The sequence below is a fragment of the Streptomyces sp. NPDC005483 genome (assembly GCF_040606035.1).
Classification (GTDB): domain Bacteria; phylum Actinomycetota; class Actinomycetes; order Streptomycetales; family Streptomycetaceae; genus Streptomyces.
Genome location: NZ_JBEXEA010000003.1, coordinates 428,603 through 442,812, shown reverse-complemented (window position 1 = coordinate 442,812; position 14,210 = coordinate 428,603). Strand labels below are relative to the sequence as shown.

18 protein-coding genes, 1 tRNA gene and 1 pseudogene are annotated in these 14,210 nt (G+C 69.0%); 12 read left to right on the top strand and 8 right to left on the bottom strand.

Going from position 1 to position 14,210, the window contains the following annotated elements:
* The 7 genes from ABZT06_RS08145 (at position 1) to ABZT06_RS08115 (ending at position 5,021) form a co-directional block, all read left to right on the top strand.
* Positions 1–162, top strand: coding sequence for a hypothetical protein (locus tag ABZT06_RS08145; protein WP_355736587.1), 162 nt, complete (start codon positions 1–3; stop codon positions 160–162).
* 355 nt (positions 163–517) lie between these two features.
* Positions 518–588, top strand: a tRNA-Ser gene (locus ABZT06_RS08140).
* Positions 589–691: 103 nt separating this feature from the next.
* Positions 692–2,365 (top strand): TROVE domain-containing protein, encoded by a 1,674-nt coding sequence (locus tag ABZT06_RS08135; protein WP_355736584.1) that lies wholly within the window; start codon positions 692–694, stop codon positions 2,363–2,365.
* A gap of 460 nt (positions 2,366–2,825) precedes the next feature.
* Positions 2,826–3,434, top strand: coding sequence for a hypothetical protein (locus ABZT06_RS08130; RefSeq protein WP_355736581.1), 609 nt, complete (start codon positions 2,826–2,828; stop codon positions 3,432–3,434).
* Positions 3,427–3,774, top strand: a complete 348-nt coding sequence (locus ABZT06_RS08125) for a hypothetical protein (RefSeq protein WP_355736578.1) — start codon at positions 3,427–3,429, stop codon at positions 3,772–3,774. Before ABZT06_RS08130 ends, ABZT06_RS08125 begins: the two co-directional genes overlap by 8 nt.
* Positions 3,771–4,790, top strand: a complete 1,020-nt coding sequence (locus ABZT06_RS08120) for a tyrosine-type recombinase/integrase (RefSeq protein ID WP_355736575.1) — start codon at positions 3,771–3,773, stop codon at positions 4,788–4,790. Before ABZT06_RS08125 ends, ABZT06_RS08120 begins: the two co-directional genes overlap by 4 nt.
* A gap of 78 nt (positions 4,791–4,868) precedes the next feature.
* Positions 4,869–5,021 carry a hypothetical protein gene (locus ABZT06_RS08115; protein ID WP_355736572.1) on the top strand — a complete coding sequence of 51 codons (153 nt, stop codon included), beginning with the start codon at positions 4,869–4,871 and terminating at the stop codon, positions 5,019–5,021.
* 94 nt (positions 5,022–5,115) lie between these two features.
* Here the strand turns inward: ABZT06_RS08115 and ABZT06_RS08110 are convergent, their stop codons facing one another.
* Positions 5,116–5,442 carry a DUF6233 domain-containing protein gene (locus ABZT06_RS08110; RefSeq protein ID WP_355736569.1) on the bottom strand — a complete coding sequence of 109 codons (327 nt, stop codon included), beginning with the start codon at positions 5,440–5,442 and terminating at the stop codon, positions 5,116–5,118.
* Between the two features lie 69 nt (positions 5,443–5,511).
* Between ABZT06_RS08110 and ABZT06_RS08105 the strand changes: the two genes are divergently transcribed.
* Together ABZT06_RS08105 and ABZT06_RS08100 are read left to right on the top strand one after the other, a co-directional pair.
* Positions 5,512–5,676: a hypothetical protein gene (locus ABZT06_RS08105; RefSeq protein WP_355736566.1), complete on the top strand. Its 165-nt coding sequence runs from the start codon at positions 5,512–5,514 to the stop codon at positions 5,674–5,676.
* A gap of 21 nt (positions 5,677–5,697) precedes the next feature.
* Positions 5,698–5,973, top strand: coding sequence for a hypothetical protein (locus ABZT06_RS08100; RefSeq protein WP_355736563.1), 276 nt, complete (start codon positions 5,698–5,700; stop codon positions 5,971–5,973).
* A gap of 99 nt (positions 5,974–6,072) precedes the next feature.
* Here ABZT06_RS08100 and ABZT06_RS08095 read toward each other — a convergent pair whose 3' ends face one another.
* Positions 6,073–6,252 carry a hypothetical protein gene (locus tag ABZT06_RS08095; RefSeq protein ID WP_355736560.1) on the bottom strand — a complete coding sequence of 60 codons (180 nt, stop codon included), beginning with the start codon at positions 6,250–6,252 and terminating at the stop codon, positions 6,073–6,075.
* A 34-nt stretch (positions 6,253–6,286) separates the two neighbouring features.
* Positions 6,287–6,523: a winged helix-turn-helix domain-containing protein gene (locus ABZT06_RS08090; RefSeq protein ID WP_355736557.1), complete on the bottom strand. Its 237-nt coding sequence runs from the start codon at positions 6,521–6,523 to the stop codon at positions 6,287–6,289.
* 144 nt (positions 6,524–6,667) lie between these two features.
* On the opposite strand from ABZT06_RS08090, the gene ABZT06_RS08085 reads away from it, so the two are divergent.
* Positions 6,668–7,012, top strand: a complete 345-nt coding sequence (locus ABZT06_RS08085) for a DUF6415 family natural product biosynthesis protein (RefSeq protein ID WP_355736554.1) — start codon at positions 6,668–6,670, stop codon at positions 7,010–7,012.
* 224 nt (positions 7,013–7,236) lie between these two features.
* Here ABZT06_RS08085 and ABZT06_RS08080 read toward each other — a convergent pair whose 3' ends face one another.
* On the bottom strand, positions 7,237–7,860 hold the full coding sequence (locus ABZT06_RS08080) for a GntR family transcriptional regulator (RefSeq protein WP_355736551.1): 624 nt from the start codon (positions 7,858–7,860) through the stop codon (positions 7,237–7,239).
* Between the two features lie 547 nt (positions 7,861–8,407).
* Between ABZT06_RS08080 and ABZT06_RS08075 the strand changes: the two are divergent.
* A pseudogene (locus tag ABZT06_RS08075) lies at positions 8,408–8,818 on the top strand (FtsX-like permease family protein); the annotation flags it as partial.
* Positions 8,819–9,323: 505 nt separating this feature from the next.
* Here the strand turns inward: ABZT06_RS08075 and ABZT06_RS08070 are convergent.
* Together ABZT06_RS08070 and ABZT06_RS08065 are read right to left on the bottom strand one after the other, a co-directional pair.
* Positions 9,324–9,845 (bottom strand): ATP-binding protein, encoded by a 522-nt coding sequence (locus ABZT06_RS08070; protein WP_355736548.1) that lies wholly within the window; start codon positions 9,843–9,845, stop codon positions 9,324–9,326.
* Between the two features lie 185 nt (positions 9,846–10,030).
* On the bottom strand, positions 10,031–10,354 hold the full coding sequence (locus ABZT06_RS08065) for a hypothetical protein (RefSeq protein ID WP_031060185.1): 324 nt from the start codon (positions 10,352–10,354) through the stop codon (positions 10,031–10,033).
* Between the two features lie 348 nt (positions 10,355–10,702).
* Between ABZT06_RS08065 and ABZT06_RS08060 the strand changes: the two genes are divergently transcribed.
* A complete protein-coding gene (locus tag ABZT06_RS08060) occupies positions 10,703–11,848 on the top strand; it encodes a PLP-dependent cysteine synthase family protein (protein WP_355736545.1) in 1,146 nt (381 codons plus the stop codon).
* A gap of 775 nt (positions 11,849–12,623) precedes the next feature.
* On the opposite strand, the gene ABZT06_RS08055 is transcribed toward ABZT06_RS08060, so the two are convergent.
* Positions 12,624–13,103, bottom strand: a complete 480-nt coding sequence (locus tag ABZT06_RS08055) for an SRPBCC family protein (protein WP_355736542.1) — start codon at positions 13,101–13,103, stop codon at positions 12,624–12,626.
* Between the two features lie 50 nt (positions 13,104–13,153).
* Positions 13,154–13,984 (bottom strand): DeoR/GlpR family DNA-binding transcription regulator, encoded by an 831-nt coding sequence (locus ABZT06_RS08050; protein ID WP_355736539.1) that lies wholly within the window; start codon positions 13,982–13,984, stop codon positions 13,154–13,156.
* Positions 13,985–14,210 lie beyond the last annotated feature (226 nt).

The following is a 14,210-nucleotide window of genomic DNA, read 5'->3' as shown; positions in this document are numbered from 1 at the left end:
ATGCCTGAAGCCGTGCCGCGGTCCCCGCGCCGCGACGACACCGCCGCCGACGCCGACTCGCTGGAACGCATGGGCCGCATCGACGAACAACCCGTCCCCGCGCCGTCCATCAGCCCATTCCTCGAACCCGACCTACCGCCATTCGTCGACGAGTCGGCGTAGCCTGGAGCCAATACCTCGCGACTGGCGAGGGACCTGGGGGTCGCTACCCCAGGTTGCCCGAACGGCAGCACCACCAACCGACTGAAGGCGTGCACGCCCAAGGTCAGTTGGCGCTGGCCCGCGAACCTGCGGAATGGGCTCCCGCCGCCAACTTCAACGCCCCACCGCCCTCCGGGGTGGTGGGGCGTTTCGCTGTGTCCGGTAGGGAGTTGTGGAAGTTGCTGGACAAGCAACACGGTTTGCCGGTTACAGTGGGGCCACAACTTCATGCACCTCCCGGTGCGCAGGCCGCGGTTACTTCCTTGGGTGAACTCGCCGCAGCCGTCTTGATCTCGGGAGGCACAGCATCGGGGGTGCCCGGTGCGCAGGTACGGGTTACTTCCACTGTTAATGGGATGGTTGCGGGTTCGAGTCCCGTCGGAGGCTTAGCGGCCCCCGTAGCTCAATCGGCAGAGCATCTTGTCACCCGCACCGATTTGATCTCGGGCACCCCACTGCTGGACCTCCCCTCCACGTGAGGGGCTTTTTTATGGCCAGGTTCAACCAGCGCGGCACCCGTCCCGCCGTCCACTCGCCCGTGACCACGACCGGGGAGCGGACCCGCACCTACGAGGGAGCGACCGGGCACCTCCGCGACACCCGCTCCGAGCTCTTCCTCCTCGCCGTCTCCAACTTCGTTGGCCAGGACGCCTTCTACGAGAAGGGCGGCGACCGCGACGACCGGTACACCCAGCTGGTCCGCACCCTCGCCGTCGAAGACCCGGCCTGGTGCGTCGACTTCCTGCGCTGGCTCCGCGGCGAGGGCAACATGCGCACCGCATCCCTCGTCGGAGCCGCCGAGTTCGTCAAGGCCCGCCTCGACGCCACCGCAGCCGGCGACCTCGCGCCGGACGCGCGCACCGAGAACATCAACGGCGGCGGATGGAACCGGCAGGTAATCGACGCCGTTCTCCAGCGCGCCGACGAGCCCGGCGAGATGCTCGGCTACTGGACGTCGAAGTACGGCCGCAAGCTGCCGAAGCCAGTGAAGCGCGGTATCGCCGACGCCGTGCAGCGGCTGTACAACGAACGGTCGCTCCTCAAGTACGACACCGACTCCAAGGGCTACCGGTTCGGCGACGTCCTCAACCTCGTCCACGCCAGCCCTGACCCGGCGAAGGTGTGGCAGAGCGACCTGTTCGCCTACTCCCTCGACCGCCGCCACAAGCGCGGCACCGTACCCGACCCGGACGCCCTGCCAGTCCTGGCGCGCAACCTCGCCTTCGCCGAGTTCGTCGAGCAGGACCCGAACATCCTCCTGAACCCTGAGGAGCTCAAGCGTGCCGGGCTCACCTGGGAAGCAGCGCTGTCCCTGGCCGGCTCGAAGGTCGACAAGGCGAAGCTATGGGAAGCCCTCATCCCCTCCATGGGCGTGATGGCCCTGGCGAGGAACCTGCGCAACTTCGACGAGGCCGGAGTCTCCGACGAGGTCGCCGCTCGGGTCTGCTCCCGCTTCGCCGACGCCGAGCAGGTAGCCAAGTCCCGCATGTTCCCGTTCCGCTGGTGGGCCGCCTACAAGCACGCCCCGTCCCTGCGGTGGGCGCACGCACTGGAGCAGGCCCTCGGGCACTCCCTCGCCAACGTGCCGCGCCTGAACGGCAGCACGCTGATCCTGGTGGACCGGTCGCCGTCCATGTTCCCCGGCTACGGCTTCTCCACCCCGAACAGCAGCGACATCACCCTCGCCGAGCAGGCCGCCGTGTTCGGCTCCGCGCTCGCCCTGCGCGCCGAGAAGCCGACGCTCGTCGAGTTCGGCTGGACCAGCAACCGACTCGACGCCCCCAAGGGTGGCTCGGTGCTGAAGCTCATCGAGAAGTTCGGGCAGATCGACGGCACCGACATCCCGTCCGCCGTCAAGCAGCACTTCGACCTGCTCCGGCACAACCGGATCGTCATCGTCACCGACGAACAGACCCGGCCCGGCTGGCTGCCCTCCAACGGTTGGCAGCGCGGCGGCATGCGGGAGACGCAGATCGACGACCTCGTACCGCCCACGGTGCCGGTCTACCTCTGGAATCTCGCCGGGTACAAAGCTGGTGCGATGCCGTCTGGCAGCTCGGGCCGGCACTGCTTCGGCGGCCTCACCGATGCGGCCTTCCGGCTGGTGCCGCTCCTGGAAGCTGGCCGAGACGCCGACTGGCCGTGGATGACGAAGACGGCCTGACGCAGCACGAGCCCCGCCCTCCTCGGAGGGCGGGGCTTCGTCGTGTCTGGCGGCCCGTGGTACTCGCCGAGTTGAGGTCGCCCCATCTCGATAACATGCGATATCGCGGGCGTTATTTGGGGTGATTGTCCGACTCTTTGGTAGGGGTGAGCGGCCCCCGTGGGTCACCTTCCGTCGCTCGCTCGCGCCGCTTCTTCTTGACCCAGTCATGCATCGCTTCCACGAGAGCGTCAGACGGTGTGCGCTCCTCGTCAGTGGCGAGCTGCTCGAACTCATCGCGTAGTGGCTTGGGTGGCCGGAAGCCCATGCCCTTGGTCTTGCCTGTGGCGGGTCGCCCCATCGTGTCCCCTCGATAAGTGTTTAACAGAATCTACCATCCATCTGCCGTGATGAGTTGACAAGGGGTGGCGTGTGCGCCATTCTTGTTAAACAGAAACTACGGACGAGCAGGGGAGAGGCAATGGACGTCAGGGCTTCGAAGGCACAGAAGAAGATCCACCTCCTGAACGCCCTCATCGCACACCCCCGCACCGGGGAAGCTGAGCGTGACGCCGCCCGCCGCATGCTTCAGCGAGTCATCGCCAAGGCCGCCGCCGAAGGCGTGAAGATCAGCGAGAGCGGCTACGTCGACAACCGTACCTACGGCGCCAAGTACGACCACAGCGGCCGACTGGACGTCAGCGACATCGCCAAGCTCATCCGCGAGGACATCAAGCTCGCCCGCAAGGTCGCCAAGGAGGCGGCCACCCCTGGCTCCCTGGCCATCGTGGACCCGCTGGCCGATGCCCCTGTCGAGGTCAAGTTCGGCGTCACCGCCCGCCGCTACACCGGATCACACCACGTCATCGACATCAAGGTGCGCAACGTACCCGCCAACTGGTGGGAAGAGCGCACCGACGACCTCGGCGACACCGGCAAGTTCGCCACCCCGGCACTCAAGGCTCTCGCCGCCGAGCTGCGTTCCATCATGGACGCCTACAACCACAACGGCTCCGACCTGCTCAGCGACTACTCGGACGTCCGGTTCTCCGGGCACGTCCTCTCTGAGGACGGACTGACCCTTGCGTGAGCCGACTGCGCGGCCTCCGGTAACGCTGGAGGTCGCAGCCCAATGGGTACGCCAGAACGTACTACCGCCCGCCTACCGCAACGAGACCGACTGGTCATGCGGGTGCAAGCCCGAGATGTGCTGGCACTGCCGCGACGGCCAACACGGCAACTGCAACAGCCGCACCGGCTGGTGGCGCACCGGCGAGCGTTTCCGCGAAACGGAGATCGCCGACTCTCTCGGTAGGCGAATCGGCTACGAGGGATCACTGGTGTCCGTCTGGCTCGCCGACCGGACCTGCCGCCAGTTCGGCTGCATCTGCGACTGCCGCAAGCCTCGACCCGACATGGAGACCCCGTGACCGACCTCGTCCCGCACCGGCCGGACGCCACCCCTGCCGTCTACGACGCTGCGACGCTCGCCGTCCTCGCCGCCATGGAAGAGGCAGCCGAGAAGCACCTCGACGCCATCCGCCCCCACAACACCAAACGCGGCTACGCCAACGACTGGGCACTGTGGGAGGAGTTCCACGACTGGCTGGGGGAGCGCACCGGCAAGCGGATCGCATCCACCAACGTCACGAAGGGCACGCTTGTCGGCTTCGTCGTCTGGCTCGACACCATCAAGCTCGCCGCGCCAACGTCGATCGACCGCAGGATCACCGGCGTCACCGTCACGGCGCGGAACGAACACGGCATCGAAGTCCCCAAGGCCGCCACCGTCGCCGCGCGCCAAGCCCTCAAGCCGCTGAAGAACGACCCCGAACGGCAGGCACGAGGACGCGGCAAGGCCGCCGCCGTCACCCCCGAGCAGCTGCGGCAGATGAACGCCGCCGTAGCCGACGGGCTCACCGGACTTCGCGACCGAGCGCTCTGGCTGATGGCTTTCGGCATCGCCGGACGGTCCGCCGAAGTCGCCGAGTTGCGAGCCGAGGCAATCGTGCACGTCAGCCAGGGCCTCGAAGTTCAAGTGCCCGCCGTCAAGGGGCGCCCGCCCCGGGATGTCGTCGTCAGCTACGGCAAGAACGTCGACACCTGCCCCGTCCGCGCCTGGCTCACATGGCGCGCCGCCGCAGCCATCACCAGCGGCCCCGCCTTCCTACCCATCACCGTCCACGGCCGCCTCGGCGACCACGCCCTCTCACCCGAAGCAGTCCGCGAGATCATCGCCCGCAACGCCGAACGAGCAGGCGTCGCCGTCCGCCTCACCGGGCACTCGATGCGGGCCGGATTCATCACCACCTCGCGCCGGGCCGGGAAGCGGGAAGAGAAGATCCGCGAGCAGTCCGGGCACGCACAGAACAGCCCCGCCTTCTGGGGCTACATCCGCGAGGCCGACAAATGGACCGACGCGGCGAGCGAGGACATCGGCCTGTGACCACGCAGACGGACCGCTACCCTGCCACTCCCTTCACCGCCAAGCTGGCGGCGAAGCTCGGATCGGAGGACGTCCAGCATGAGCCGTAAGACCGTTGAACTGGCGGAAGGCGTGTACGCGGTCGTAGAACCGGTGAACGAGGAAGAGTACGAGGTCGCCGGATCCCACACGCTAATCCACCTCAAAGTCGTGGAAATCCTGACGGCCAAGTCGAACATCCGCGAGGAGTAGCCGTCAGCCCCGTGCCACACTGGCCCTGCCCCCGTCGAGTCACCCCCGTCTCGGTGGGGGCTTTGTCGTCGACTCGTGAGTTTCTGCCGTCGCGCTACTCGTCGAGTCCGAGCGCCCTGTCCGGCGCGCAGAATTCGCAGGCGGCGATGTTGTCGGCGTCTTTGGCGAGTCCGACTCGCGCCTCGGATGCGCTGGCGGGGACGGTGCGGCGCTGCGGCATGGTGCAGTCGGCGAGGTGCAGGGTTGCCGGCTGCGGATGCTTGGGGTGCTGCTTGGGTTCGATGACGTACCGCGCCGGCGTCTGCTGTGCCTGCGCTTCGAGGGCTTCGATCTTTCGCCGGGTGTCACGCAGCTGCCAGTCCAGCCATGATTCGAGGGTGCGGAGTTTGGCGAGGCGTTCGACGGGCGTAAGATCGGACATGTGTTCGAGTCTATGGGTGGCGGGCCACCTCAGCACCCCGGGGGTCGGCCCGACCGCTTCCACCTCACCTTGTCGTCCGCCAGCCGCACAGTGGCGCAGGGCTGGTGGGCGTCGGAGTCGGTAGCCCGTGCCAAGTTCCGCGAGTGGGTGGGCTCGGGGGTGGCGGATGCGCGGGTGGTGCTGGTCGACGAGGAGACGAGCGCCGTGTTGACGGAGTGGCCGGCGCCGGGGTGACCGTCTGCCATCCTGGCGAGCATGACCCATCCCGATTTTGACCCCCTCCTGCATGATGAGGTGGCGCGATCGCAGGGCTTCATCCCTGCCGCCATGGACGGCCTGACGCATCTACTGGGCAGCCGTGAAGGTGTGGCGGGTCCGGAATGCGGGGCGGCGGAGGGGACTCGCCTGTCCGCGAACTGGGCGCTGGTGAACTGCCTTGACTGCCGCGGGCCTGAACCGGAGGCCTTCGAGTTCTCCGTCGACACCTACCGCTTGTCGTCGCGCCCCGGCGTTGTCGGTGGCCCGTCGTAGGCTGGTCGCATCGTTGTCCGTGCTTGCTCAGCCCGGTCAGCTACTCGGATGGTGCGCCCTCGCTTCGGACCGGAACCCGGAGGCGGGGGCGCATCGTTGTCACGCCGCGGTGGTGATCTCCGCCCGCACGGCCTCCACCCATTCCGCCCGCAGCTGCTCGTACCGTTCCCGGGTGGGCCCCCACAGCCAGCCTCCGGTGGCCTCCATGAGGGCGCGAATGTCCGCGTCCACGACGGCGGCAGACCGCGCGGGACTCGGCGCCGGGGGAGTGGGGGGCATGCCGTAGATCTTATCGGCGGGGTCTGACAGCGGGCTACGGGCGCTTCTCGACGAACGTCCCGAGCCCGATCTCGGCGCGCACCCAGCCCTCCGCCTTCAGGAACGCGAGCACCTTCTGCGCCGTGCTGGCCGCCACGCCGAACTCCGTCGACAGCTCCACGACCGAGGGAACCTTGCCGCCGACCGGGTAGGTGCCGTCCTCGATGCGGTCCTGCACGATTGCCACGATCTGCCGCCAGATCGGCCTCGTCCGGTCAAGATCAACGCTCACAGGTTGACCGTAGGCAACCGCAGCACACCGTGCGACCGCAGGACTATGCGGTCTACCGCGGTATACCGTGCAATTGCATGCAAGGACCCCCGCGACCGCCTGCACCGCGGCCCGGGGGCATGGCCGACGAACCGGAGCGTCGACGTGAGCCACAGTACGGAGCAACGCCAAGCGGCACAGCAGGCAGAACTCGACGACCTCATCGCCGAAGCCCAAGCCGCGACCGGCATCCTCCCCACGATCGACCGCTGCGAGGAGATGCGCGACGCCCTCCTGGCGCACATCACCGAGCTCGCTGATCAGGTGCGGCGCCGCCTCGCCGGGTTCCAGGACGGCGCACCAGAGTGGCAGCGGCACAAGCAGGCGCTGCTGCAGGCGCAGGGCGCACTCACCGGCAGCTTCGGCCGCGGCCTCCGCTCCGCTGCACTGCATGTGCAGACCCTCGGCGAGGCCGCTGCCGTCCTCGACGACTGCATGCGCGACGACTGACGCCGGCCGACGCCCAGGGCTACGGCCGGGCCGAGGGCGGGCGATAAGTGGTCAATGGGCAGGGTGCCAGGAAAGTCCTGGCCAGAACCTCGGCAAGCGGTTACGCAGTTGAACCGCTCGCGCACAATCAGTGCAGATATATGCAGGGAACACGCTTCCCTTACCGGCGGTTTACCGCTTGACTACAAGTCAGGGAGGGGTGGCAAATTATGCCCCCGTCACAGCTATGGCTGCCCTGGCGCAAGCCGGATCAGCCACCGATCCATCGGCAAAATCAGATCAGCAGTCTCCAGGGGGCGGCCTACATGGTCGAAACGAGTGCGGACGACACGGAAAGCCAACGTGTCCACAAGCAGCCCCAACGCATGCGCCTGCCCCTCCTCCAAAGCCACCACCCCCACCTCGGCACTGAACGCCGCATGCGGCCGACGCTGGCCACGCCACCACGACGAGACGAGCATCGCCGACCGGCCGCCCGGATCCAGGCACTCCACCGTCTCGTGCCGCAGCAGCGCACCCACCCGGACTTCAAGCCGCTCCGCAAGCTCCACCGTGGCGGATCGAGGGCGGGTGTCGGTGGTCTCGCTGGCAAACGGCCACTCGCCGTCCGCATCCGTGAGAGTACGCATAGCAGGAGGATGCGCCACATACACGGCCCGGCGCTCCTCGCCCGCCAGAACGCCGGCCCGGCGCAGCAGTACATAGGCGAGGCGCACAGTCTGAGGGTTCACGCCGAGTTCGGCAGCTAGCTCGGCTCTCGAAGGCAGGTCCTGTCCAGGCCGCCACTCCCCGGCAGCGATACGCCGCTGAATGTCAGCAGCGATCCGCCTGTGGCGTGCTGCTGACATCGGAACCCCTGCCGAAGATCATGACGTGGAGTCCGACGCTATGGGCCACCCCTGATCCTGGATATATCCAGCAGCCGCACGGCTGACAGGTGGCACTTGTCAACTGAAGAAGAAAGGTTTCGGCACCACGGGGTTCAGGTCCCCGAGGCGCCGAAGGGTCCACTGGCTGGCTGCGTACCCCCGTTGGCGGCCACGCGGTGGACCTGTCCGGGTACCCGGCAATGCGCACGCGGTATCCACCCGAACGAGTGAACCAGTCGTCGTGATCGATGCGGCGGGAACTCGTTGAATAGAAGCCGGAGCCGGAGTCGGTCCACAACCCCCAAGGTGTGCAAGACGACTCCGGCTCCGGTCTCTCTATTACGCAGCAAGAAACGTCGCGGGTTCAGCCCGGATGGGGAAATGGGAGACAGATGGGAGATGATCTTGGCGGGCAAACGCTTGAATACGCTAGAAGCCGCTAAAAGCAGCTACCCAACAATTGCAGGCCTGCAGCTCAAACCGCTGATCAGCAGGTCGGGAGCCTCCGACGGAATCACTGGCGAGCATCGACATGATGCTCACGCTGGTCTACGCGCTGCTCGCCCTCGCGGTCCTCATCGCGCTGCTGGGCATCGCCAACACGCTGACCCTGGCGGTCCACGAGCGCACCCGCGAACTGGGCCTGCTCAGGGCCGTGGGCCAGACCCGAGCCCAGCTCCGCGCCATGGTCCGCTGGGAGTCGGTCCTGGTCGCCGCCTTCGGCACGGTCGGCGGACTCACCCTCGGCGCCTTCCTGGGCTGGGTCCTGGTCAAGGCCTCGGACGGCACGAGCGACAGCACCTTCGCCTTCGCGATGCCACCTCTGCAACTCGCGGTGGTCGCCCTGGTGGGCCTCGCCGCGGGAGCCCTGGCGGGTCTGCGTCCGGCCCGGCGCGCCGCACGTCTCGATGTGCTGCGGGCGATCGCCACCGAGTGAGGCCAACCGACGGTCACCGAGTGAACGCGTCGGCCGGGAGAGTGCCGGAGGGGCACGCCGGTGCCGGGAGGACCAACGCGTGGGAGCCGTCGCGGTCCCACGTCCGGGCCTGCGTGTCGCGGGTCTCGCCGAGCTGAGGTGCTCGCGACGGACTGATCGGTCGGGTGCTCGCCGTCGGTCGAGGTGCCGACGTGTGGGCCGGTGCGGTGCCGGAGGGGCACGCCGGTGTCGGGGCGACGAACGCGTGGGGGCCGTCGCGGTCCCACGTCCGGGCCTGCGTGTCGCGGGTCTCGCCGAGCTGAGGTGCTCGCGACGGACTGATCGGTCGGGAGCTATCCGTCGGTCGAGGTGCCGACGGGTGGGCCGGTGCGGTGCCGGAGGGGCACGCCGGTGCCGGGACGACGAACGCGCGCAGACCCGGAGGACCGAGCACGACCGTCGTCCCGACAGCGACCGAAAGCGTCCCGCGGACGAACGAGCAGATAGAGGAGTCGTCACCGCCCGGTCAGCCGGCAACGGCCGACCGGGCGGGAGCGTGCTCGGGCCTGCGGCTTTCGGCCCGCACCTCGGTGAACCTGAACGCGGTCTTGTCGAGGACGGTTCGCCGCTGTGGCCGCGCGGCGGAGGGCGTCGGCAGTGCGAACCACACGACTTTCCCCGACTCGCCGTCCGGCCGTACGCCCCAGCTCTCGCTGACCGCGGCGACCATGGCGAGCCCCCGCCCGCACGTGGCGAGCAGCTCGGTGTCCTTGATGTCGGCCACGACCGGCAGACGCGGGTCGTGGTCGTGCACCGAGACCATGAGCCGGTCGAGCAGGAGCTCGATCTTCACGGTGCACGTCTTGTCGGGCTGGGCATGGCGGTGGACGTTGGTCAACAGCTCCGTCACACCGAGCACGGCCCGGTCTATGAGGGGATCAAGATGCCAGTAGCGCAATTGCGCAGAAAGGATTCTGCGGACCTGGCCGATCCGCGACGGCAGAGCTTGAAGCTCCACCGTGCAATGCCTGCTTGGGTGACTGATCACGGCTGCGACTCCCCGACGTGAGGTCCGGAAGAACACGGAGTTCGGATCGATCCAGCAGGTGCCTGCGTGAAATGGCCGCCTGCTGTCGTGCCCGGCGGGCTGGTGTGCAGCGTGATCGCCGGTAAACCCAGAGTGATGTGAGACCAGCGTGGCGCAGGAGGTCCGGCATCGCAACTCGCGGTGAACTATTCGCTACGCCCCGCAGCCCTGCGTACGGCCTCGATGAACCGGCGTGCCGCGGGCGGACCCGGCTCGCCCGGAGCGGGGTCGTGCTCGCCCAGGGTGAGCAGATACCGGTTGCCGTTGAGGTCGGCGAGAGCCCGGTCGTCCGCGGCGAACCAGGGCTTGGAGGCGCGCACCGCCTGTACCGGCGCGCTGTCGATCTCGCTGCCGTAGCTGGTGAGCAGTTCCAGTCTGCCGTCGTTGATGCGGACCTGACCGGCCCGGGTGAGCGAGCGCAGCCTCTTCCCGATCCGCACGCCCGTAGCCGTGAACTCCGGCTCCGCCATGCCGCCCCGCCCCCTTGTGTGCGTCGGTGTGCCGGCTCCTGCTCCCGCGTGGGCCCAGAGCCGGCTTCTGTCGTGATCCAGTGTGCGCGCCCCCGTCCGAGACGTCCGTCCCGCCCGGTGCAGTCTGCCCGTCACGGGCGTCGAGCACCAGTACGCATGACATCTCACCGGGAGCGCCCGGAGCACTCGTGCGAATGCGCCCCCGCTGCCGCGTGCCGTCCCCACCCCAGTGTGTCTTTGGGGCTCTCAAAGGTGTGTTTATGCAGGTGAGAAGCGTACGGAAGGTGTCTATGATCGAGACATCGGCCGCGCGACGCGCCGTCGGCGCGATGTGTTAGGAGCCCCGCCGTGAGCACCCCTCAGCAGACCCGGACCGGCGACACCCTCGATGTCGACCGCAGCGACACCGCCTACCGCGGCTGGCTGAAAGAAGCAGTCCGCAAGGTCCAGGCCGACGCCAACCGCTCGGCCGACACGCATCTCCTGCGTTTCCCGCTCCCGGAGAAGTGGGGCATCGACCTGTACCTCAAGGACGAGTCGACCCACCCGACCGGCAGCCTCAAACACCGGCTCGCCCGCTCGCTGTTCCTCTACGGCCTGTGCAATGGCTGGATCCGGCCGGGCCGCCCGGTGATCGAGGCGTCCAGTGGCTCCACCGCCGTGTCCGAGGCGTACTTCGCGAAACTGATCGGCGTGCCCTTCATCGCGGTCATGCCGCGCACGACGAGCGCCGAGAAGATCCGCCTCATCGAGTTCCACGGCGGCCGGTGCCACTTCGTGGACGACCCGCGCACCATGTACGAGGAGTCCGCCCGCCTCGCGGTGGAGACGGGCGGCCACTACATGGACCAGTTCACCTACGCGGAACGGGCCACGGACTGGCGCGGCAACAACAACATCGCCGAATCCATCTTCCGCCAACTGGAGTTGGAGCGTTTCCCGGAGCCCGCCTGGATCGTCGCCACGGCCGGCACCGGCGGCACCTCGGCGACCATCGCCCGGTACGTGCACTACATGCAGCACGACACCCGCATCTGTGTGGCCGATCCGGAGAACTCCTGTTTCTTCGAGGGCTGGAGCACCGGCGATCCGGACGTCACGTGCGACTGCGGCTCGCGCATCGAGGGCATCGGGCGGCCGCGCATGGAGCCGAGCTTCGTGCCCGGGGCGATCGACCGCATGATGAAGGTCCCGGACGCGGCCAGTGTCGCCGCCGTGCGCGCCCTGGAGCGGGCCATCGGCCGCCGGGCGGGCGGCTCGACCGGCACCGGCCTGTGGAGCGCACTGAAGATCATCGCCGAGATGGTGGCCGAGGGGCGCCGGGGGAGTGTCGTCACCCTCCTCTGCGACCCTGGCGACCGTTACCTGGACAAGTACTACTCGGACGCGTGGCTGGCCGGGCAGGGCCTGGACATCGAGCCGTACACGGCGGCGATCACCGCACTGCTGGAGACGGGCGTCTGGCCCGGCGAGGTCGCTCCCGGCAGCGCCTAGGAGTGTGGGCCGGTAACGGGCAGGCGGCCGGTCGGCCATGATCGGTGGAACCGGTCGCGGCGCGGCCGGCCGGTGCCTGCGGGGCCGCGGATGGGTCCTGTCGGCCAGGTGCCCGGCCGGTGGGGCCGCGTGGCTGGTCAGCTGGTGAGGGCCGGGAGACCGGTGTGTCGAAATGCGGCCCGTCACCCGCAGGAGGCAGATACGGCCCATTCGTGCGGCGCGATCACAACCTCCGGCCGCCCACTCGGCAGGATCCGTCGGCGCAGCGCCCATACCTGGAGCCGGGCCACGGCGGCAGGTCGCGGGAGAAAGGGTCCCTGGCTGGTCAGCCCGGTCGGGGCGGGCGGCCGAGATGTCGACATGCGGCCCGTCACCGGCAGGAGGCAGATACGGCCCATTCGTGCGGCGCGATCACAACCTCCGGCCGCCCACTCGGCAGGATCCGTCGGCGCAGCGCCCATACCTGGGGCCGAGTCACAGCAGGTCGTGGAGAAACGGTTCCTTGCCGGCGGTCACAGCACCAGACGGCTCAGCCAGGCCCCCTGTGCCGGTCCACGGCGGGCGGCTCGGGGGACGCAAGAGCCCCTTGCCGATGATCCACCTCGATGGCCCTGGCTACGCCCCGCGCGCGCCGAGCCGCGGGTCCGGTGTCCGGACCGTGTCCCGGAAGGCGCGGCCCACCTCGATGGCCCTGGCTACGCCCCGCGCGCGCCGAGCCGCGGGTCCGGTGTCCGGACCGTGTCCCGGAAGGCGAGGCCCACCTCGATGGCCCTGGCTACGCCCCGCGCGCCGCGAGCCGTCGGTCCAGCGTCCGGACCGCGTCCCGGAAGGCGCGGCCCAGCCCCGCGCGCCCGAGCTTCGTCACCGCGCGGAACGCCGCCGTCCCGTCCGCGGCGAACGTCCAGCGCAGGTGGGTGCCCGCCCCGGCGGGAGTGAGCCGCCACTCCTCGGCGATGGCACGGGCGCCGGGCGCGTTCGCCACGTCGACGCGGTAGGCGTACATCTCCGGATTCTTCGCCGCGAGGATCGTCTCCTGGAAGCGGCCGCCGCCCTTGAGGTGGATCTCCCGGCTGGAGCCGTCTCCGGTCGAGCGGGCCAGTGTCACCGCGGCGAACCATTCCTCCCAGCCCGGTACGTCCTCGGCGAGCGCCCGGTACACCACCTCAGGCGGAGCCGACATCTCCTGCACGAACACCAGCCGTACGGGCGCGGTCGCGATGAAGTCGAGTCCCACCTCGCGCAGTTGGTGAGCCATGGGCACCCCCCCTGGTGTGAACGGGAGGAGTCACCCTAGCTGACCCTCAGTCAGATGTCTGTACCGTCAACGTACTCGCCCGCCACGACCAGCCGCCGCAGATGCTCCGAGACCTCCGCGCGCGCCGATGCCGGCAGCCCGGCGTCCGTCACCAGCGTGTCCACCTGCTCCAGCGAGGCGAACGAACTCAGGCCCACCGTGCCCCACTTGGTGTGGTCGGCGACCACCACGACCCGCCGGGCCGACTGCACGAGACGCCGATTGGTCTCCGCCTCCGCGAGGTTCGGCGTCGACAGGCCGGCCTCGACCGATATGCCGTGCACACCGAGGAAGAGCACGTCGAAGTGGAGCGCCCCGATCGCCTGGTCGGCCACCGGCCCCACCAGCGAGTCGGAGGGGGTGCGCACACCGCCGGTCAGCACGACGGTCGCCGCGCCCTGACGGGGGCCCGTGGAGCGCTGCGCCGCGTGGAACACGTCGGCGACCCGCACCGAGTTGGTGACGACGGTCAGGTCCGGCACGTCGAGGAGATGGTGGGCCAGTGCGTACGTCGTCGTACCGCCCGACAGCGCGATCGCGGTGCCCGGGGCGACCAGCGCCGCGGCGGACCGCGCGATGTCCTCCTTGGCGGTCAGCTCCAGACCCGACTTCGCCTCGAAGCCCGGCTCGTGGGTGCTCGCCTCGACCACGGGCACCGCGCCGCCGTGCACCTTCTCCAGCACACCCTGACGGGCCAGCGCGTCCAGATCGCGCCGCACGGTCATGTCCGACACGCCGAGCTTGCGCGTCAGCTCGTTGACGCGCACCCCGCCTCGGCGCCGGACCTCGTCCAGAATCAGGGCACGCCGCTGCTCCGCGAGGAGGTTCTGATTCTCACTCACGTACGCTCCGGTCCTTTCGCCTGGGGCCGTCCGACCCGCCCTGCGCACCCACTCCCACAAGCACATTTTGCCCGTCCCTGGGGCGCGGGACGTCCCATACTCGCACGGCCCCCCACCGGGAGCGCCACCGACCGCCCCGTCGCCCTCGTGGCACAGGGGTGACAGCCGCCCCCGGGGCGGTCACCCGGATCGGGGAGATTCCGTGACGAGTGGTGTGCGCGACGCG

Bases quoted from the DNA above. Each gene is read 5' to 3' on its own strand.
- ABZT06_RS08145 (WP_355736587.1), top strand. From the start codon at position 1: ATGCCTGAAGCCGTGCCGCGGTCCCCGCGCCGCGACGACACCGCCGCC.
- ABZT06_RS08100 (WP_355736563.1), top strand. From the start codon at position 5,698: ATGACCCATCCCGATTTTGACCCCCTCCTGCATGATGAGGTGGCGCGA.
- ABZT06_RS08065 (WP_031060185.1), bottom strand. From the start codon at position 10,354: ATGGCGGAGCCGGAGTTCACGGCTACGGGCGTGCGGATCGGGAAGAGG.
- ABZT06_RS08130 (WP_355736581.1), top strand. From the start codon at position 2,826: ATGGACGTCAGGGCTTCGAAGGCACAGAAGAAGATCCACCTCCTGAAC.
- ABZT06_RS08135 (WP_355736584.1), top strand. From the start codon at position 692: ATGGCCAGGTTCAACCAGCGCGGCACCCGTCCCGCCGTCCACTCGCCC.
- ABZT06_RS08080 (WP_355736551.1), bottom strand. From the start codon at position 7,860: ATGTCAGCAGCACGCCACAGGCGGATCGCTGCTGACATTCAGCGGCGT.
- ABZT06_RS08055 (WP_355736542.1), bottom strand. From the start codon at position 13,103: ATGGCTCACCAACTGCGCGAGGTGGGACTCGACTTCATCGCGACCGCG.
- ABZT06_RS08115 (WP_355736572.1), top strand. From the start codon at position 4,869: ATGAGCCGTAAGACCGTTGAACTGGCGGAAGGCGTGTACGCGGTCGTA.
- ABZT06_RS08110 (WP_355736569.1), bottom strand. From the start codon at position 5,442: ATGTCCGATCTTACGCCCGTCGAACGCCTCGCCAAACTCCGCACCCTC.
- ABZT06_RS08095 (WP_355736560.1), bottom strand. From the start codon at position 6,252: ATGCCCCCCACTCCCCCGGCGCCGAGTCCCGCGCGGTCTGCCGCCGTC.